Below are 18,838 nucleotides of genomic sequence, written 5' to 3'. Positions count from 1 at the left end.
AACTATCCATTAAATAATACTTGAACTAAAAAATTCCAGTATGGTGCCCGAGACTGGACTCGAACCAGCACGCACGAGGCATATGCTCCTAAGGCATACGTGTATACCAATTTCACCACTCGGGCCTGTGTTAATTATAACACAATCTTATGAATTTTGGAGAGCTAATTTTGCTTTGATTTCGCGATTCTTGAAGAAAAGGAAGCTGGCAACGCCGATAAGGAGGGCGGTGGGAAGAAGATCTTCAGGGCCAGTAGTAGGAAGATCGGTAGTAGCAGTATTTGAGGTATTAGTTTGCTGGCTAACAGGATATTGTGCAGCAGGGGAAGTGGTACTTGTAGCCGGCTTATTTGAGGCAGTACCGGTACTAGTAGAATTTGATGTATTACCAGTAGTCTTACCATTGTTTGAACTAGACTGTTCGGTAGTTTTATTATCTGCAGTATTCTTCTCATCTTTCTGAGCGGTTGTGTTCTGCTCCGAACTAGCTTGCTGTTTCTTTTCTACGCTTTTAATAGCTGAAGTAATCAACCATGCGCCAAAAATAAAAATGATGATTGCAGCAATAATAGTGATGATAATAATTTTGATACGCTGTGGGCGGTTAGCGTCTTGATTTCGCATAATAATTCTCCACAATCTTCGACACCACCTCGAGATTTTTTACAATTTATTGATTGATATTATACGATATTTAGAGATTATTGTAAAGAGGGGCTAAGCTTCGTGGGGGCGAAAAATTGTAATACGAGAACCAGCGTAGGCTTTGGTCGAAAGCAACTCAGCATCAATAGCATGAGGGTCAAAATCGGAGGGATGAGATAAGACGAAGTATTCCCTGGCGGTTTTAGCAAGACGATCAAGGACAGACAATGGCAGGTCATGAAAATACTCATAAGGCGGATCTGCAATAACGATATCAAATGGGCTATCGAAGTCAATTTTTTCCGCTTTTGTATTATAAATGCGCACCTGCTCAAAGACACCAAGAACAATGGCGTTCTGCTTTAAGATTTCGGCAGCTTTTTTATCAGCCTCAATAAAGGTAACGTGTGAAGCGCCGCGGGAAAGAGCTTCAAGTCCAAGCGCACCGGTGCCAGCAAAAACGTCGAGAATAATCTTATCTTTAATTTTATCGCTTAACGAATTAAAAAGGGCTAATTTCTCGCGAGAACCCATCGGATGTGTAACACCATTTTGCGGAGCCTTAAGTTCACGGCCGCGGAAGAGCCCGGAAGTGATCTTAACATTAGTAAATTTCCCCTGGTGGAAGATTTCGCGTGCACTTTTCATGTTTTTATTTTACCACAAAGCTATTTGGCAGGATCGGTCAATTCAGGAATGGAGGACGCCCAACAGAGAGCGATCGCACGTGCAATCTCCGGCAAAAGAATGTTTTTAGTTTCAAAGGCTAAATCTGTATTCCAGCCTTGTTCAAGAAACCTAGTATACATATTTAGAGAAGCAACACGTTCAAGAGATTGATAAAAAGCCTGTTTTAAGTCGACATTTTTTAATTCTTTTTTGTCTAGCTTAGGAGTAACAACTCTCTCAGGCAGGGCTGTCATAGTAATGGCAACGCCATATTCAAAGGCGACATGTTTGCTCATATAACCATTGACCCCCCAATAAAGCCAGTTATTGCGTAAGGTCTCCAAGGAATTACGACCACGCATGATTCCCTTGACCGGAATACCAAAAATTTTAATAAATTCTTTTTCAGTCATCAACTCACCCTGCGCCTCAGTGAGCGGAAAGTGATGGGCTGGAGTTAAGCCGTCAGTAATGGCGTGTGCCATCCAACCGGCTTCAAAGGCAGCGCGGACCTTGTTATCTGTAGCAAGTGCTTTTCTCAGATTATACTGGTGGTCTAGAATCATTTGAATGAGTTTACCGTCATCTTGGCCTGGGATAATAAAGTGCATCGGTTCATCAACGCCAGGGCTTTTTCTTTTTAAACCGTCTGGGCCACCCATGCCTTCAAAAAGCAGAATTTCCTTGATATCGGGAAAATAGACACGCGCCGGTAGGCTTTTTTGTAATATTTTACGAGCAATCTTATCGAGCTTTTGATGCGTACCGACAATATTGCCTGATCTTTTACTGTTGTTAAGAGCAAGAGTTGAATACATAATAACTTTCTGATGTAAAACTAATTTAGAGTAGTCAGCTGCTGATATTTCTGGATAGACTGACTAAGCTCTTTGTATTTTAGCATATTTTGCGGATCGGAAGCAAAATTAAGCGCTTGAGCTCTTGCAGCTTTAATCATTTCTGTATCAGCAAGACTAGCAATACGTAAATCCAGTTCGCCGTGCTGCATTGCCCCATAAACCTCACCTGGGCCACGCAATTTAAGGTCAACTTCGGCTAAATAAAAACCATTATTGGACTTTTCTAGTTCCCTTAGGCGAGTAGTGGGAGGGTTGTCACCGGTGGTAATCAAGAAACACTGGCTAGCTTTTTGCCCACGGCCAACACGCCCCCTTAGCTGATGAGCCTGAGCCAAACCAAAACGATCGGCGTTCATGATAACGATTTGCGTAGCATTGGGAACGTCAACACCAACCTCAACAACAGTGGTGGAGACTAAAATATCGATCCGATGTTCTTTAAAGTCGTTCATGACCTGGTCTTTTTCCTGTGGCTTCATCTTACCATGCAAAATGGCGAGTTTATATCCAGGAAAAATTTTAGCTAAACGTTTTATCTCTTCCTTAACCGTGTGTTGATCCTTTTCTAGTGGCTCATCTTCGTCCTGCTCGATAAGTCGGCAGATCCAGTACACCTGTTCCCCAGCCTCTAAGTGCTTTTTAATTTCTGGATATAGAAGCTCGCGAGTATTAGTTTCGCTAATAATTTTTGTAATGATCGGCTGCCTACCTTTTGGCATTTGCTGAATGAGAGAAACGTCTAAGTCACCAAAAATAGTGAGCTGCAAGGAGCGAGGGATTGGAGTTGCAGTCATTGCAAGAAAATGCGGGGCAGTGATTCTTTGTCCGTCAACGGTGCTTGGATGGGAATTTAGAGCAACTTTTTCTAAGAGCTTTTGACGTTGCGCCACACCAAAGCGATGTTGTTCATCAATAATACAGAGCGCGAGACGAGAAAATTGGGTGTCGTCAGTTAAAATAGCGTGTGTGCCTACAATTAAGTCGATCTCGCCATCTTTGATTTGTTGTTTGAGTGGATCTTTCTGCTTAGTAGCGCCAATAAGTAGAGCGGTACGAATACCGAAGGGGGTAAGTAGGCGTTCAAGATTTTCGGCATGTTGGGAGGCCAAAATGGCGGTTGGGGCCAGTATTGCCACCTGCGCACCCTGTTTAATAGCTTGGAAGGCTGCAAGAGCGGCGACAATCGTTTTGCCCGAACCAACATCACCTTGCAGAAGACGGTTCATCGGTGTTGTTTTGGTGAGATCTTGAAGAATTTCCCACGCAGCGCTTTTCTGAGCGTCGGTGAGAGTAAAGGGGAGCGAGGAAAGGAATTGCTTAGTGAGATTCAGATCAAAAGCTAAAGGCTCCGCCTTTAACTTCTGATTCTCCTGTCGATTAAGCTGACTGGCAAGAATTAACTCAAATAATTCTTCGTAGCCCAGATATTGCTTAGCCTGTTCTACATCTTCAGGCTGTTTGGGGAAATGAATTTTTGTCAGTGCTTGACGACGAGCACCCTGAAAAAGATAGCTTGGTGCATGTTCAAGAGGAAGTAAATCTGGAATTTGAGGTAAAAGAGGTTGAAGTTTTTCAAAAAGCTTTTTAAACCATGCGGAGTTAAGGCTACCTTTAGCTACATAAATCGGTTGAAATCCTTCGATTTTCTGTTCTATTTCGTCGGCAGTAACGACAGACGGAGCGGTGATTTGATAGCGATTATATTTAAAATCATATTGGCCGGTGAAATAATAGGTGGTACTTTCGTCAAAGTTTTTAATGCGGTAGGGTTGGTTATACCAAACAACGCGTACCGCCCCAGTTTGATCATAAATCTCACCCTGAGTAATGACAAAATTGCGACGTCTGGTATGAAGATTACGGAGATTCCGAATTTTTCCACGCAAAATCACACGGCCGGGTTTAATGTCGGCAATATTGGTTTGAGACTGATAGTCTTCATAACTGCGTGGAAAATAATAGAGTAGGTCCTTAATAGTACGAAAACCTCGTTTTTGGAGCGCTTCGGCAGTTTTAGGACCAACTCCTTTTATCTCTTCCAAACCTGCTGATAAAATCATTAGGATAATTATAGCATGTGAAGATATGAGAATTATGATTGAGAGGGGCGTTGATGAGACTCGCGCCACTCTTTAATCTTGCCGTGATGACCAGATAATAGGACTTCTGGGACTTTCATACCGCGAAAATCGGCAGGCTTCGTATATTGCGGATACTCAATAGTGTTTCCTTCGGAAAAGCTTTCAATAATAGCGGAACTTTCTCCACCTAAAACACCAGGAAGGAGTCGAACGATACTATCAATTATAATAAGGGCTGGCAATTCCCCGCCCGTTAGAACAAAGTGGCCGAGACTGACCTGATAATCAACCAATGTCAGGATACGCTCATCATAACCTTCATAATGTGGACAAAGAATAATGAAGTGGTTTTCTTCCTGTGATTCTATTTTTTCAGCAAATTGACGGATGAGTGATTGACACCAAATTTGACCAGCTGGGGTGGGAAGAATAACTTTTGCCGTGGGGTCATCTTGTTTGATTTTTTCGATCGCTGCGAATACCGGCTCACAGCGGAGCAACATACCGTCACCTCCACCATAAGGGGTGTCGTCGACGGATTTATGTGGACCGAGACCAAAATCCCGGAGGTCAACAAAAGAGAATTCAGCAATATTATTTTTGGTAGCCTTCCACATCATCGAGGTCGACAAATAGGGCGCTAGGGCGTCCTGAAAGAGTGTAATGATTGTGAATTTAACTTTTGCCATTTGATTAATTATATCACAGTATGAATTATGCTTTTTTGACTGACTTTTCTCATATTTTATCCATAAAATCTTGACAGTTTATGGGATTTTGGATATAGTAAGCATAAGCTGATACGCTTCACGGGGTTCCGCTTCAAAAAATAGTGGAGTGTGGAGATTTCATTAAAAACAAAAAGCGAATTAAAACAAAACAATGTGCCCCAGGGTGGGCGCGCATCAGTGAGAAAAGTACTCCTTCGGGGGTATTTTTTTGCAATGGACTAAAGAAGGCGTATTGGAGTAACAAAAGCAAGTTGCCAATTACCAGAGTCCGCCTGGAAGTAAGAGTCCAATAAGTCCCCAGAACATAAAATAGATTATTAGACCAATGACAATATTAAGCATACGAGTCTTAATCTTAACAATAACTGCAGGCTCGTTTTTGGAGGTGATATACTGATAACCACAGAAGATAAAACCACCTGTGGCGGCAATCCCGACCCCAAAAGTGAAAATATTAAGGATCATACCAAGAATCTCAAAGATAGCCTCTTCGCTGTTTTCAATACAGTCCTTACCCTTGATTTTAATGATGGCCAGCTTGATGCATTTTTCATCCGAAGAGCCGGAGGAGCCAGAGGTGCCACTTGAAGAACCGGAAGAAGAGCCACCTGAAGAACTGGAACCGGAAGAAGAACTACCTGAAGAGCTGGAACCAGAGGAAGAGCCACCTGAAGAACCAGAGCTAGAAGAAGAGGCTTTTTTATCTGTATAGCTGGCGGAAGGAGACGCATTCGAAGCGCCGGATACGGATGAAGTATCAAAGGTTGGAGTACTACCAGTCGAACTACCGTCTGCCTCCTCATAAATCATGCCTGTTGCGTCAGTTTTTTGCCCATTGGGTGTGATGCCGTTTTTAAGAAGTTGCCCAGTACCATCTTCCGTATAATAATATGTTTTACCCCCTCGCTTAACTTCACCGGTCATTAATTCACCGTCCCCCTCAAAACAATAAATAGTGCCATTAATAGTGCGACATCCCTCACTTACAGGCTGACCATTAACGTAATAAAACCAAGAGCGCCCCTCTTGAACCCAGCCAGACTGCCCCTTGTTGCCTGAGTACTCAGCACCAACACCGGAGTCATCAGATTCATCAGATTCGTCATCCGTATTCTGCTTATTCTGCTTATTCTGTTTATTCTGCTTCTTTGCCGCTTTTGAATTCCGTTTTATAACAGTCGCCGCAAAATAGTCTCTGCCTTTAGCTTCAACTATTGGCGAAACCAAAGATAATGTGAGGACGGATAAGAAAAGCGCAATAATACTTGCAAAAAATACAGTTACAGAACGATTTTTCATACCTAAAGTATAGCATAAACTTTTTAATGGGAATATGTTATGCTTACTTTATGAATGATTATGAGAGCGCTTTTATACAAGATGTAAGGAATCAGGTTACACAGGAGACGCAGGCTGCCGCCTCAAAAAAACCAAAGAATAAGAAAGTCCTAGCAATAGTGATCGTGATTTCTGTTCTCACAGTTGCACTAGTCTCAGTTTTTATATGGTCAGTCTTTTTTAAACAATCCAGTCTGATCTGTAGTTCTGACAAGGGCGACATTACAATTTACTATAATCACAGTAAAATTACCGATTATAAGTCCAATGGAATGGAACTTAACATTGAGGAGCAAAATAAATTATTCACCAAACTCGGTAGCGAGGAATATATTAAACAATTTAAGTCTTGGCACAAGAAAACTACTGGTGCCGATTGTAAATAAGATATAAAAACACGGACCCTTAAGTCCGTGTTTTTTAGTTTGTCCAAGTTTTAGATTTTTGATATTTTTCAATTAATACTGTTCAACGAGAGTAAAGGTCTTGCCAGAGATTTCAATTAGAGAATCTGGGCCAGCGCCCTGATTAGTGAGCTCGGCTCGAATGCCAAGTTTCTTCATAATATCACGTAAACGGTTGACAGAGGCATAATTAGAGAGGTCGGTACGTCGTGCAAACTTTTCAATTTTTTCTCCAGTCACATGATAGACACCATTATCGTCCAGGGTAACAGACCAAGTGTTACGGAGTTCCTGAGTACTCAGAGAAATGACCGGTAAACCTGCTTGGCTATTTTGCACTTCAGGACGATTTTCTCCTAGATTAATTTCAGTGGTTTGAGATAAGGCTTGAGTCTCTCGGCCTTTCTGCTCTTTAGATTTTTTAATTTCCTGCCATAAGAGGCGAAGCAAATCATCAACTCCTTGATGAGAGGCAGCAGAAATAGAGAGGATATTTGCGCTAGGATTATGCTGTCTAATAGACTGGATCTGCATTTCAATAATATCCTGATCCACACCCTCACATTTTGTGAGAGCAACAATTTCAGGACGGTTCTTTAAGTCTGAATATTTGTCGAGCTCACGGCGAATAATATGATAGGCTTCACCGGCGTCGTTGTTGTAAACATCTATAAGATGCAGAAGAACTGCAGTACGATCTACATGACGCAAAAAATCGTGACCTAGACCCTTGCCTTCTGCAGCACCTTCTATGAGGCCTGGAATATCTGCAATAAGGATATCGTGACGGTCTATCGTAGCAACACCAAGATTTGGAGTTAGCGTAGTGAATGGATAATCTGCAATTTCTGGCTTAGCGTTACTTACGACTGACAAAAAGGTTGATTTACCGGCGTTTGGAAGGCCAACCAAACCAACATCTGCAAGCAGACGTAATTCTAACTCAGCCTCAAATTCATCGCCTGGCTCACCAACCTCGGCAATGACTGGAGTTTGGCGTACACTTGACTTAAAGTGAGCATTACCAAAACCACCATCACCACCTTTAGCAATTACGGCCTTTTCGCCGTCATGAGTAAGATCAGCAATGACCTGCCCATCGCGCTTAACGACAGTTCCGATAGGGACCTCAACTAAAAGATCCTTTCCAGAACGACCTGCACTACGAGTACCAGAGCCATTACCACCATTTTCTGCAGTTAAAATCGGGTTAAAACGAAAATCAATTAGGGTGTTAGTATCTTTATCGGCTACAAAGATAATGGAACCACCTTTACCACCATTACCACCGTCAGGACCACCCTTATTAATATAAATTTCGTGGCGAAAAGATACGGCACCATCGCCACCTTTGCCGGCTTTTAGACTAACTTTTGCAGTATCACAAAACATATCACTCTTATTTTACCATTTTAGCGACTATGAATAAAGAGGTAGCCGGACCAGACACTTTGAGGGACGGTTTTGCGACCAACATGGCCCCAACCAGCGATACCATTCATATCGGAAATAGTAATAGTTCCATCATCATTTACGGAGTCCACAATACCGACGTGACCATAATAACCAGAGTCGGTTTGAAAAACGTCACCGGCTTGCGGGTTGGTACCACGGCTAGATGGGAAGCTGGAAATTAGAGCATTGTCCCAAGTATTAGCGTTACCAAGACCACCTGGAAGGACATAACCACCACCCAGCTCATAACGACGTTGCCAGGCGTACCAAGTACACCAACCCCATGGCATCTGGTTGGCAGAAGTCCAATAGGTACGATAATAGACAGACTGTGTATAGCTTTGCGATTGAGAGTTGGTTATGCGAGGAGCAACATAATCTGGGCGCTCGGTTTCTGGAAGATTACCATCTGGAAGAAGAATTGAGGTACCTACTGCAAGACTTTGGTTCAACTCAAGGTTATTTGCGGCGATAATCTCATCACTTTTTGCTCCATATTTACCAGCAATTGATTCAACGGTATCGCCACTTTTAATCTTATAGACGAAACCAGCACGAGATGGGAGATAAATTACCTCACCCACTTTTGGTTCATATGTATTCTTGAAGTTATTGGACCAGCGGACCATAGTTTCAGTAACACCACAAGCGGCATATTTTCCAGTAATCGAGGCAATTGTGTCACCCTCGACAACAGTGTAAGCAATTGCACCAACTTTGAGACAACTAGTAGCGAGAGGCGCAATTGGTTTCTCCATTTTTTCAGTAGAAACCTGACCGGAATCACGAAGAGTAGTGAGGGAGTTATAGTTAACATTAACAACTTCTGATGAAGCTAAGCTAAGATTACTGGCAAGTTCGGAGACGACATAAAATTCGGAAAGCTGGTCAGTAGAGACAGCATAGTCTTTTTTCGAGATCGATTGAAGATTTAGATTATTTATCGATTCGTCTATATGTTTATTCTTTGAGCCATAGTTAATAAGTCCCATGGTTGCTAGAAAAACGAAGAGATATGGAATAATCTTCAATTTACTTTTTAATTTATTGCGTTTATTCTGTTTTTTCGTTGTCATAACTTGCCGATATTTCCACCTAGAGTCCTACGTTACAGAGTTTTTGACAAAAGTCACGTTTTTTCTGCTCGTGCTCAGTATCGGTTACACTATAATACATCTTTCCATCGTCTCCTGTCAAGAAATAATACATAGATTTCATATTTTCATCTGGCTCAGCAACTGCTAAAAGTGCTGAAATAGATGGACTACAGATGGGACCTGGAGGCAGACCTGTATGCTTTCTAGTATTATATAGACTATCGGTTTCAAGGACGACAAGATTATTATTAGGATCGTTTTTATTGCGATTCGGGTTGACTAGGTCGGCCGCATAAGTAGCAGTAACGTCCGAACCAAGACTCCAGCCACGACGTAGACGATTCTGGAAGACCATTGAAACCCCCGGCATATCCTCCGTATGGGCTTCTTTTTGAATAATTGAGGCGAGGATAATCCCCTCCCTTAAGGTGAGCCCGCGCTTTTTGAACTTCTCTTCTAGCTTATTTAGATTAGCAATATTATTTAGCTGATCAATCATGGTTTTAAAAATGTGCTCTACCGTTTCACCTTGATAAAATTGATAAGTTTCTCCATATAGATAACCTTCGAGTGCAACGTTCTGCGGCTGCAATTGGTTTTCTAAACGTCCTTCAGAACTATATAGGCCTTTTAAGATTGGACTATCATATTGTTTTGCCAAGGCAGCATCGATTTGAGTGTCTTGATAACCGAGTTTGATTAATTTCTGACGAATGTCAGTGATTGTCTCGCCAGGCAGGACAGTGAGATTAAAAACATTATTAGAAACTGCACCCTGCTCAAGTAGATCTGCAATTTGCGGCATGGACATGTTAGTACGTAGGTGATAGATGCCGGATTTAATCTTTGAAGACTTTTGATTCAGTTTTAAATAAAACTTGAAGATTTCGCTTGAACGGATCAAATTCTGCGTTTTTAAACGTGCAGAAATTTCGTTAATCGTCTCATTGGTTTTGATTTCAAAAGTTTGATAACGACAATCTGCTTCCTTCTCTTCTTCGGTTCCAACAGCTGCTTCGGCTGGAGAATTATAGAGACAGTTGAGATTTTTTACGGGCAATAATTGTTGCTGGTACCAGTGATACGCCCCGCCTATACCTATTCCTCCTAGCACAAAAATAATAAATAAACTAATTACTACTTTTTTAATAAAGGAATTCTTTTTTTTAGGCATTTTTTCATCTTGTTCTTGAGATTTTAAGTTTGTCTGTTCACCTTCAATGACTCCAGCAGGAGTAAATTCAACTGGTGCGAGCGTTTGCTGATTATTAAGAGCAGATTGCAGGCGCTCTACAAAGTCCTGCAAAATAATGGCAGCAGACTCGGCATCAATTTCGCCTTTCTGATAATTATTTTTTCGACTTTTTAGGCGGTTTTCAGCCTCAACAGAGGTGAGAGACTCATCTTGAAAATAAATCTTTAAGCCAGGAATTGTAGCTGCAATGCGTTCCGTAAAAGACTTTACGAAGTCCGACTGCGCTGTTTGATTACCGTCATTACTGCGCGGCATGCCAATAACGAGTACGTTTGAGTTATGAAAACTTAGCTTGCGCTGAATTTCCGAAATTTCTTGACCGTTTACATTAATGTAGCCGTCAGGAATAGCAATTTTAGTCGTTGTATCAACACGGGCAACGCCAATGCGCACTGTGCCAACATCCAGTCCAATTATTTTCATCTCACCACCTTAGTTTTCTTCAATTGTAATATTTACACTAACTTTATTAATATCTTCTGGAATGCTGCGCACCCATGGGAAGGAAGTGTCAACCTTAACTTCACTAACGCCATTGATGGACTTAATTAAGGTAGTAACTTCGCCAATTTTCTTGCCAAGGGACTTATCAAGAACAGTTTTCTCCGTGACTTCTGGACCAGTTTTGACAATGGCTTTAAGCTTAGCGGAGGTCGCATTATTTTCTTGGAAGCGCTCAATGAATAATGAACCGATTTCATAAATTTTCTGGTCTTCCCCAAGGCGACTACTGACAAGAGTGCGGATATATTCTTCAATTGCTGACTTATCAAGGACATTTACCTTATAAGTAACTTTTGCAAGCAACTTAGCTTTTCCTTCCGCAGCGACCTCCCCGATGGCAGGGCTAGAAGTAGCATCGCCAAGAGTCTTTTTATAGCTTGCCTCTATCTTCAGTTCGGTTTCCTTAACCTTGGCAAATAATTCCTCTTTACCGTCGTCAATTTGATTGGCCTGATTCTTAGCCTTTTCAACGTCACTTGCGGTAACGATTTTAACAATTTTATCGGTACCACCAGTGAAGGCACTGGAATTAAAGGCGTCAACTTTTTCGACTGAAGACTGCCAACCAGAAGCAACCGGGTCAATATTGAATCTAGTACCCCCTTCAAAGGCAACCACATCAACGGTCTTACGAATCTGACAGGTATTAGTGGTACGCACAGTACAGCTAGTAGTGGAACCATCCCAACTAAAATCAGTACTAACAATGGTGAGATAATTAAGATTTCCCTTCGCAAAGGCGCTGCCAATTGGCACCGAAATACGGTCAGGATTACTTGGCGAAGCAGTTGAGGTGGAAAAACTGAAATTGGCAGTGAGGGTCAGCTTACCACTTGCTTTTTCACCATCATTGCGTTCACCGGTGGCTTCAAATTCAATGGGACTTTCTTTTTCAAGCGTTTCTGATTCAAGCAGAATTTTACCTTCTTTATTAACAGCTTGGTCAGCTGCAGCAACTAGTGTAATATTCTCGGAGAAATTATCTGGTGTGGTTTTAATCTTTACCATAATTTTAGCGGCTGGTGCAAGGACAAAGGCCCAGACGCTACCAATAATTAAAACAATGAACAGAGCAACGCCTAATATGATCCATTTCCTAAGGGACTCAAAAGTCGGAATCTTCTTGACGGATTTTTCACCACTTTCCTCTGTTTGTTGCTCAAGTTCATTAGAATCTAGATCTTCTACTAGGTTTGACTTCGATTTGTTCGCTGAGGTCAAGCTATCTTTTGTAATGTCTTTTGGTTCAGCTTTTTTGACTGGTTGAGACTCAGTAGTTTTTGAAGCCTGGGAGACACCTTGTTCAGACTCTTCTACATCATCAAGCTCACTGATATCCTGACTCTTTAAGCTCGATTTATTAGAAATTGGAGCATCTTTATATTCGCTTGGCAGAACTGGTCTAGATTGAAGGTTTTTGGAAAAAGGTAGGCCAGATACGGCTGCTAATTTCATCAATACTGGATCAAGCGTAACGATGACGACGGCTTTATCGAGATTTTTTGCTGTTTTTGCGATTAATTTTAGATTAATAGCACTACGCAGAACGCTAAGTTTTTTGGGCGGAACGAGAGCGACCACTTTTTGTTTTGACGACTTAAGATGATTGATAATATCGGTAATATCATCCTCTGGCTCTATATAGTAGGTGTCCTTATTCATGCTCCGATTTTATCACATTACATAGTTTTTATGTTAAAATTTAGGCAATGAGTATTTTTAACTTGATTAAGAAAAAGGAGCCAATTAACAACGGACAGGCACCACAAAATCCGGCTACAGCGCAGTCGGCTAATCTTGCTAATTTAGTATTGAATTCGATCGACGAAGGCGTAATGATTGTTCACTCTTCTGGAATTGTTGTATTAGTCAATCCAGCTGCGATGAGACTGCTTGGGACGAGTGACCCAAATATGGTCGAAAATCTACAACTTGCTTCAATTCTCAATCTTGAAAACTCTGAAGGTGCGAAAATTGAAGATGATGTTAATCCCGTACTCAGAGCCGTGATGAACGGTGAAAATTTTGAGACTCGCGATCTGATATTAGTGAGTGTTCAGGAACAGAGGAGGCCGGTAGCAATTTCTGTAGTTTGTACCACCACTGGCCAAAATGAGCGAATTATCACACTGCGTGACATTGCGCGAGAACTCGAGGAAGAAGGCGAGCAGGCAGACTTTATATCGACAGCGTCGCATGAAATGCGCACGCCAGTTGCTTCGATTGAGGGATATTTGGGGTTAGCTTTAAATCCTAAAACTGCAACAATCGATGAACGTGCTAGAAAATATCTTGAGGAAGCCCACGCGTCGTCGAAACACTTAGGTCGATTATTTAAGGACTTGCTCGATGTTACAAAATTGGATGATAAGAAAATCCGAGTACAGCTCACCCCTGTTGAGATGGCCTCAACGGTGCGATCGATTGCCAATGGTCAAGTGCCAATGATGAGTGAAAAAGGTATTCATTACACCTTTGGCGCCAATGCGGCAAGATCAGATAATACAACTAGGGTAGTTAATCAGGAAGTTTACGCAAGTGTTGACATTGATTTTCTACGTGAAGCTGTAAATAACTTGGTGGAAAATGCAATTAAGTATACGGCCTCTGGTGGAGGGATTTGGGTGAATGTACGTGGGGATGATGACCGTGTTTTAATTAATGTAACCGATACTGGAATCGGGATTTCCCCAGATGACCTTAAGCATGTTTTTCAGAAATTTTATCGTGCAGATAATTCGCAAACTCGAACAGTGGGCGGAACTGGTCTTGGACTTTATCTGGTTAAACAGAGAGTTGAGGCAATGGGGGGTAAGGTTTGGGCGGAGAGTTCATTTGGTGAAGGCTCCACCTTTTACCTTTCATTCCCTCGCATTACAGCTGAAGAATATCAACGTCGAAAACAGATTGCCTCTAATATTGAGGCAATGAGTCAGAACACACAAACGCTTCCTACTCAACCAACGATGCAGGATCCACAAGCGGCTATTTCTCAACCAATGATGCAGCCGACGACGCAACCTGAGGTTGTACAGTCACCCATACAACAAACCCCACAACCTATGACCATACAATCACCTACACAACAGACCCCACAGCCTTCAATACAGGAGACTACTCCAATACAGTCATCACAGCCAGTAGTACCCCAAGGATTACAATCAGTTGCGCAGCCGACTATACAGCAGTCAGCGATGACACAGTTCTCACAACCGGTGACACAGCAGCCGCCCGCCATGCAGCAACCGGCTTTGTCACAACCAGTACAGTTATCACAGCCAAACATGCAGCCTTTACAACCTCCGCAACAACCTTTACAGTCTCCGCATCAGCCTTTACAGACGGCAGCAACGCAGCCATTAAATAACCCGCAACCTACAAGCGATAATCAACAATTACCAAATAATAATTAAAGGATAGATATGGCAAAAATATTACTTGTCGAAGATGATCAAAGCTTAAGAGAAATCTATGGAATTCGCTTAACAGCGGAAGGCTATGAGATTGTACCAGCTGGAGATGGCGAGGAGGCATTAGCCGTTGCGGTACGCGAAAGACCAGATTTAATCATATCAGACGTTATGATGCCAAAGATTTCAGGATTTGATATGCTAGACATTCTGCGTTCGACTCCTGAGACAAAGGATATTAAGGTGATTATGATGACCGCACTTTCTTCAGATGACCAGAGGGAGCGCGGCGAGAGCTTGGGGGCTGACCGTTTTTTGGTTAAATCTCAGGTTGGCATCGAGGATGTAGTAAATGCAGTGCATGAAGTCCTGGATCAAAATACTGGAGTAGGGACATCTAGCACAATGAGTACTGAGTCGGGTTTTAACCAACCTATAGATGGTAGTGGTGTATTCCAGGTTCAACAACAGGTAGAACAATATACAATTCCGCAGAATCAGCCACAAGCAGAACAGTATACTGTTTCACAAAATCAGCCACAGGTAATGCAGCAACCGGTGACACAACAGACTGCTACACAACAAATTACTCCTGATTTTTCTAATCAACCAGTTTACGAACAGCCCAATACAGCCTTTACACAACAATCTACTTCTCAAGGTCCATCTTTTAACCAAGTCCAAACTCCAGTACCTCAGAATACACAGGCACCTAACCCACAAAATGACGCCTACTCAATTAATTCAGTCACGGATGAAAGTGGAATGAATATTAAAGATCAGATGGACCAAATTTTGGGTGGGATGGGGTCTATATAAATATCACATATATGATATATTTACGATATGCGTTTAAATAAATTTTTAGCAGAACGACTGGGGATTTCACGAAGAGATGCTGATAATCTGATTAATTCTGGACGAGTTAAGGTTGATGAGAGAATCGCCGAGCTTGGAATGCAAGTTCTCGAGGCGCAGGATATCTTAGTGGACAATAAAAAGGTGGATTTTCCCCATCAATACACTTATTTGATGTTGAATAAGCCACGCGGTTATGTCTCTTCTAGAAGACAACAAGGCAATACCCCCACTCTCTACGAATTATTACCAGAGAAATGGCAAGCTTTAAAGACAGTCGGACGACTTGACAAGGATAGTTCTGGATTAATACTCTTAACCGATGACGGTAACTTCGCGTTTGAGATGACGCATCCAAAATTCTTCAAAATTAAGACCTATATCGTGGAGCTTGATCACGCAATAGCCCCGTTACATCAGCAGATGATTTCTGACATTGGTATAACATTGCCAGACGGAGTAAGTAAGTTATTTTTAACCAAACTTCCGGATGAGAGTGGCCAGATAACTGGGAAAAATCTTCAGGTTGAGATGAGTGAAGGTAGGAATCGCCAAATTCGTCGCACGTTTGCGGCGCTTGGCTATGAAGTTACAACGCTTCACCGTATTGAATTTGGTAAATATCAACTTGGTGATTTGAAGCCTGGTCAATACCTGGAAGTTAAAAAATAATGATCAAAAAAATAGACCCCGTTAGGGGTCTATTTGATTACTCTTCAGAACTGTCTTCGAGGGCAGAAAGGAGAGAATCCTCAGCGTTGCCACGCTTTTTCTTCTTTGGAGCCTCTGCAAGTTCGATATCAAGCTCAATACCAGTTAGCTTAGAAGCAAGGCGTACGTTTTGCCCCTGGCGACCAATAGCTACCGACTGCTGGTCTTCTGAGACATAAACCTTGGCACGCTTATCTTCAAGCTCGACCTTAATAATTTCAGCTGGACTGAGTGCTTCACGAATATATTCAGACATATTATCGCTCCAGTTGACAATATCAATTTTTTCACGATCACCAATTTCATTCATCACAGCCTGAACACGGACGCCACGACCACCCACGAAGGTACCGACAGGATCTACGCCAGGGACGGATGAAGAAACTGCAATCTTGGTACGACGACCCGGCTCACGCGCAATGGCATGAATTTCAACAGTACCATTTTCAATTTCAGGAACTTCTTGTACGAAAAGCTGCTTAATGAATTCAGATGAACCACGAGAAACCAGTAAGTCAGCGCCACGTTCATTGCGCTCAATAGCCTTAATGAGAACTTTAATGCGTGAACCTACTTTATAATATTCACCCTCGATCTGATCTTGCTTTAGCATTAAACCAGTAGCCTTACCAAGATCTACGCGAACAAGGCGTGGTTCGACGCGGGAAATTGTACCATTAATAAGAGTATTAACTTTATCTTCATAAGCAGTGAGAATAGCGTCATGCTCTGCTTCGCGAAGACGCTGAACGATGACTTGTTTGGCGGTCATAGAAGCAACACGACCAAAGGTGGTAACCTTGTGTGATTCTTCAACAATTTCGCCAATTTCCTTACCGCCAGCAAGGTCGGCTGGGATTTCGGTGGCTGGATTATATGCTAGACCATCTTCAATGACTTCCTTAGCAACATATACTTCAGCTTCACCATTGTCAAGATTAAGGACAGCGCGAACGTTCATATCCTTATCACCTTCTTCTTTGCGCCAAGCGGCAGCAATAGCGGTTTCAATAATATTTAAGACTACCTCCTCTGGTAAGCCTTTTTCCTCTGAGATGACTTTGACCATTGAGGACATTTGTTTAAGATCTAATCCCTCCATTTAATCCTTTCTATTTTCATATAAATTATTTATCTATCGAGCTTGAGTCTAAAATATCCGACCTTTCGGCCGGATAGAATATTCAAGTATGTTTTTATTATAGCAAACTTCACTCAGAATAGCAAACAGAAAATATTCTGCTTGTGGTATAATAAGATTAACTAAATAAAGAGAGTTATGCAAGGTACTAAACAAGAGACAACAACAGCGCATAAAATTAAGCCCGAGAATATTTTGTTGGCCCTTGATATTGGTACAGAATTTGTGAAGGCTGTGATTGCCGAAAAAACTAGCGACGACAATCTAAATATTATTGGTGTAGCTAAAGAGCACCAGAGTATGGGAAATATGTATGCAGGGGCAATTGCCGATATCCAAGCAGTGGTTTCAACTTGCGAAAAAGCCCTATCTCGTGCCGAGGAAATGGCCGGCGTAGTTTCAAGGACTTGCGTAGTGGGGATTGCTGGGGAGCTAATTAAAGGTAATACCAGGACAGTGAGATATAAGCGCAAAGACAGCAATAAGCCAATCTCTGATAATGAAATGCAACAGATCATTCAAAAGGTTCAGGATAAGGCCGGCGAGCAGGCGAGACAAGAAATTGCGCTTGAGACCGATAATCCTGAAGTTGAGGTTCGACTAATTAATTCTGCGATTGTTTCCCTGTCAATTGACGGATATAAGGTTTCAAATCCAATTGGTTTTAAGGGATCTGATTTAATGATTCAGTTTTATACAGCATTTGCACCGCTTGTACATATTTCAGCGATTGAAAAGGTCTGTGCGGAGCTTAATTTGGATCTCTTAGCTGTCGCAGTAGAACCTTTTGCAGTATGTCGTGCCTGTCTCGGGAATGAACTAGACTCAAATTTTTCGGCAATTGTGATGGACATTGGTGGTGGAACCACTGATATTGCAGTAGTTGATGATGGCGGTGTCGAAGGAACAAAAATGTTTGGAATTGGCGGCCGCAGCTTTACCCATCAAATTGCTACGAAGACTGGCCTTGATTATGATACTGCAGAGGCTATAAAACTACAGATTGGGGGAGTTTCGTTAGATCAATTAACTTTGAGACACCGTGAAGAGACTGTAGCGGAAGCAGAACACAGGAATGAAATTCAGACAATCCTATCTACGCCTGAACGATCTAGAAAAATTAACAAGGCAATTGCGGATAATATTGAAGTGTGGCTAGGTGGCGTTACGGTAGCATTAGAGGATTTCCCCCTGGTAGAAGCACTACCAACAAAAATTTTACTCTGCGGTGGTGGGGCTGGATTATCTGCGTTGCAGGAAGAACTTGCAACAAGTGATTGGTATACCGATTTACCTTTTTCAAGGCGACCACTTGTGCATCTACTTGATGACGTTGATATTCCCGGGATAGAGAATTCCACAGAAGAAAACCTTGACTACTCATTCATTACGGCTTTTGGCTTGCTTAGAGTCGCTATTGATACTTTGGCGGGAACAGATGAACCTACTGGATTAAGAGCAAAATTAGCAAAACTATTACAGAATTAGTATTGTTTATAAAATCTTGATTTTATAAATTATAATTTTCCTAAACCTTATTTTTTTTAATATCTTTCCAAAGATAATATAACCAACTGTCCAAAAAATTACACCAAAGAGAAGAAAAATACAAAAAACTTTTAGATATACATCAACTATTTTGATACTCGTAGTTAATATATAAATTTAAGAAACAGAAA

Annotated in this window: 16 protein-coding genes and 1 tRNA gene; 5 read left to right on the top strand and 12 right to left on the bottom strand. The window is 41.8% G+C overall.

Going from position 1 to position 18,838, the window contains the following annotated elements; all coding sequences use genetic code 11:
• Positions 1–41: 41 nt before the first annotated feature.
• The 7 genes from G3KMM_RS00845 to G3KMM_RS02785 all read right to left on the bottom strand — a co-directional run bounded on the left by G3KMM_RS00845 (position 42) and on the right by G3KMM_RS02785 (position 6,285).
• Positions 42–125: transfer RNA gene (locus G3KMM_RS00845), tRNA-Leu, on the bottom strand.
• Positions 126–147: 22 nt separating this feature from the next.
• Positions 148–624, bottom strand: coding sequence for a hypothetical protein (locus G3KMM_RS00840; RefSeq protein WP_129604211.1), 477 nt, complete (start codon positions 622–624; stop codon positions 148–150).
• A 93-nt stretch (positions 625–717) separates the two neighbouring features.
• Positions 718–1,293, bottom strand: coding sequence for an RsmD family RNA methyltransferase (locus G3KMM_RS00835; RefSeq protein ID WP_129604208.1), 576 nt, complete (start codon positions 1,291–1,293; stop codon positions 718–720).
• 20 nt (positions 1,294–1,313) lie between these two features.
• The gene (locus G3KMM_RS00830; RefSeq protein ID WP_129604205.1) at positions 1,314–2,132 is read right to left on the bottom strand and encodes a hypothetical protein; all 819 of its coding nucleotides are present in this window, start codon (positions 2,130–2,132) and stop codon (positions 1,314–1,316) included.
• A gap of 20 nt (positions 2,133–2,152) precedes the next feature.
• Entirely contained in the window at positions 2,153–4,234 is a 2,082-nt protein-coding gene (recG, locus tag G3KMM_RS00825; protein ID WP_129604202.1) for an ATP-dependent DNA helicase RecG, read from the bottom strand.
• 32 nt (positions 4,235–4,266) lie between these two features.
• Positions 4,267–4,944: a tRNA (guanosine(37)-N1)-methyltransferase TrmD gene (gene trmD, locus G3KMM_RS00820; RefSeq protein ID WP_129604199.1), complete on the bottom strand. Its 678-nt coding sequence runs from the start codon at positions 4,942–4,944 to the stop codon at positions 4,267–4,269.
• A gap of 300 nt (positions 4,945–5,244) precedes the next feature.
• Positions 5,245–6,285 (bottom strand): hypothetical protein, encoded by a 1,041-nt coding sequence (locus G3KMM_RS02785; RefSeq protein ID WP_164998458.1) that lies wholly within the window; start codon positions 6,283–6,285, stop codon positions 5,245–5,247.
• A 50-nt stretch (positions 6,286–6,335) separates the two neighbouring features.
• Between G3KMM_RS02785 and G3KMM_RS00805 the strand changes: the two genes are divergently transcribed.
• A complete protein-coding gene (locus G3KMM_RS00805; RefSeq protein WP_129604193.1) occupies positions 6,336–6,710 on the top strand; it encodes a hypothetical protein in 375 nt (124 codons plus the stop codon).
• Between the two features lie 72 nt (positions 6,711–6,782).
• Here G3KMM_RS00805 and obgE read toward each other — a convergent pair whose 3' ends face one another.
• From obgE to G3KMM_RS00785, 4 genes are read right to left on the bottom strand one after another with little or no spacing between them, the layout of a single operon-like run.
• Complete coding sequence (gene obgE, locus G3KMM_RS00800) at positions 6,783–8,120, bottom strand: GTPase ObgE (RefSeq protein WP_129604188.1); 1,338 nt, start codon at positions 8,118–8,120, stop codon at positions 6,783–6,785.
• Positions 8,121–8,140: 20 nt separating this feature from the next.
• Positions 8,141–9,259 carry a CHAP domain-containing protein gene (locus tag G3KMM_RS00795; RefSeq protein WP_129604183.1) on the bottom strand — a complete coding sequence of 373 codons (1,119 nt, stop codon included), beginning with the start codon at positions 9,257–9,259 and terminating at the stop codon, positions 8,141–8,143.
• Between the two features lie 19 nt (positions 9,260–9,278).
• Positions 9,279–10,958 carry an endolytic transglycosylase MltG gene (mltG, locus tag G3KMM_RS00790; protein ID WP_129604178.1) on the bottom strand — a complete coding sequence of 560 codons (1,680 nt, stop codon included), beginning with the start codon at positions 10,956–10,958 and terminating at the stop codon, positions 9,279–9,281.
• Positions 10,959–10,967: 9 nt separating this feature from the next.
• Positions 10,968–12,701 carry a hypothetical protein gene (locus G3KMM_RS00785; protein WP_129604173.1) on the bottom strand — a complete coding sequence of 578 codons (1,734 nt, stop codon included), beginning with the start codon at positions 12,699–12,701 and terminating at the stop codon, positions 10,968–10,970.
• A 47-nt stretch (positions 12,702–12,748) separates the two neighbouring features.
• On the opposite strand from G3KMM_RS00785, the gene G3KMM_RS00780 reads away from it, so the two are divergent.
• Genes G3KMM_RS00780 through G3KMM_RS00770 form a run of 3 tightly spaced genes read left to right on the top strand, consistent with a single transcriptional unit; the run spans position 12,749 to position 15,979 of the window.
• Positions 12,749–14,452: an ATP-binding protein gene (locus G3KMM_RS00780; RefSeq protein WP_129604167.1), complete on the top strand. Its 1,704-nt coding sequence runs from the start codon at positions 12,749–12,751 to the stop codon at positions 14,450–14,452.
• 9 nt (positions 14,453–14,461) lie between these two features.
• Positions 14,462–15,268 (top strand): response regulator transcription factor, encoded by an 807-nt coding sequence (locus G3KMM_RS00775; protein WP_129604162.1) that lies wholly within the window; start codon positions 14,462–14,464, stop codon positions 15,266–15,268.
• Positions 15,269–15,295: 27 nt separating this feature from the next.
• The gene (locus G3KMM_RS00770; RefSeq protein ID WP_129604157.1) at positions 15,296–15,979 is read left to right on the top strand and encodes a pseudouridine synthase; all 684 of its coding nucleotides are present in this window, start codon (positions 15,296–15,298) and stop codon (positions 15,977–15,979) included.
• 37 nt (positions 15,980–16,016) lie between these two features.
• Here G3KMM_RS00770 and nusA read toward each other — a convergent pair whose 3' ends face one another.
• Positions 16,017–17,120 carry a transcription termination factor NusA gene (gene nusA / locus G3KMM_RS00765; protein ID WP_129604151.1) on the bottom strand — a complete coding sequence of 368 codons (1,104 nt, stop codon included), beginning with the start codon at positions 17,118–17,120 and terminating at the stop codon, positions 16,017–16,019.
• Between the two features lie 177 nt (positions 17,121–17,297).
• On the opposite strand from nusA, the gene G3KMM_RS00760 reads away from it, so the two are divergent.
• Entirely contained in the window at positions 17,298–18,647 is a 1,350-nt protein-coding gene (locus G3KMM_RS00760) for a cell division FtsA domain-containing protein (RefSeq protein ID WP_129604146.1), read from the top strand.
• Positions 18,648–18,838 lie beyond the last annotated feature (191 nt).

The organism is Candidatus Nanosyncoccus nanoralicus (assembly GCF_004138405.1).
GTDB lineage: Bacteria > Patescibacteriota > Saccharimonadia > Saccharimonadales > Saccharimonadaceae > Nanosyncoccus > Nanosyncoccus nanoralicus.
Note: the sequence above shows the minus strand (reverse complement) of the source record. Positions and strands in the feature narration are given on the sequence as shown.

Excerpts from the sequence above, each read along its gene's own strand:
- G3KMM_RS00840 (WP_129604211.1), bottom strand. The coding sequence starts at position 624 with ATGCGAAATCAAGACGCTAACCGCCCACAGCGTATCAAAATTATTATC.
- G3KMM_RS00835 (WP_129604208.1), bottom strand. The coding sequence starts at position 1,293 with ATGAAAAGTGCACGCGAAATCTTCCACCAGGGGAAATTTACTAATGTT.
- G3KMM_RS00830 (WP_129604205.1), bottom strand. The coding sequence starts at position 2,132 with ATGTATTCAACTCTTGCTCTTAACAACAGTAAAAGATCAGGCAATATT.
- recG (WP_129604202.1), bottom strand. The coding sequence starts at position 4,234 with ATGATTTTATCAGCAGGTTTGGAAGAGATAAAAGGAGTTGGTCCTAAA.
- trmD (WP_129604199.1), bottom strand. The coding sequence starts at position 4,944 with ATGGCAAAAGTTAAATTCACAATCATTACACTCTTTCAGGACGCCCTA.
- G3KMM_RS02785 (WP_164998458.1), bottom strand. The coding sequence starts at position 6,285 with ATGAAAAATCGTTCTGTAACTGTATTTTTTGCAAGTATTATTGCGCTT.
- G3KMM_RS00805 (WP_129604193.1), top strand. The coding sequence starts at position 6,336 with ATGAATGATTATGAGAGCGCTTTTATACAAGATGTAAGGAATCAGGTT.
- obgE (WP_129604188.1), bottom strand. The coding sequence starts at position 8,120 with ATGTTTTGTGATACTGCAAAAGTTAGTCTAAAAGCCGGCAAAGGTGGC.
- G3KMM_RS00795 (WP_129604183.1), bottom strand. The coding sequence starts at position 9,259 with ATGACAACGAAAAAACAGAATAAACGCAATAAATTAAAAAGTAAATTG.
- mltG (WP_129604178.1), bottom strand. The coding sequence starts at position 10,958 with ATGAAAATAATTGGACTGGATGTTGGCACAGTGCGCATTGGCGTTGCC.
- G3KMM_RS00785 (WP_129604173.1), bottom strand. The coding sequence starts at position 12,701 with ATGAATAAGGACACCTACTATATAGAGCCAGAGGATGATATTACCGAT.
- G3KMM_RS00780 (WP_129604167.1), top strand. The coding sequence starts at position 12,749 with ATGAGTATTTTTAACTTGATTAAGAAAAAGGAGCCAATTAACAACGGA.
- G3KMM_RS00775 (WP_129604162.1), top strand. The coding sequence starts at position 14,462 with ATGGCAAAAATATTACTTGTCGAAGATGATCAAAGCTTAAGAGAAATC.
- G3KMM_RS00770 (WP_129604157.1), top strand. The coding sequence starts at position 15,296 with ATGCGTTTAAATAAATTTTTAGCAGAACGACTGGGGATTTCACGAAGA.
- nusA (WP_129604151.1), bottom strand. The coding sequence starts at position 17,120 with ATGGAGGGATTAGATCTTAAACAAATGTCCTCAATGGTCAAAGTCATC.
- G3KMM_RS00760 (WP_129604146.1), top strand. The coding sequence starts at position 17,298 with ATGCAAGGTACTAAACAAGAGACAACAACAGCGCATAAAATTAAGCCC.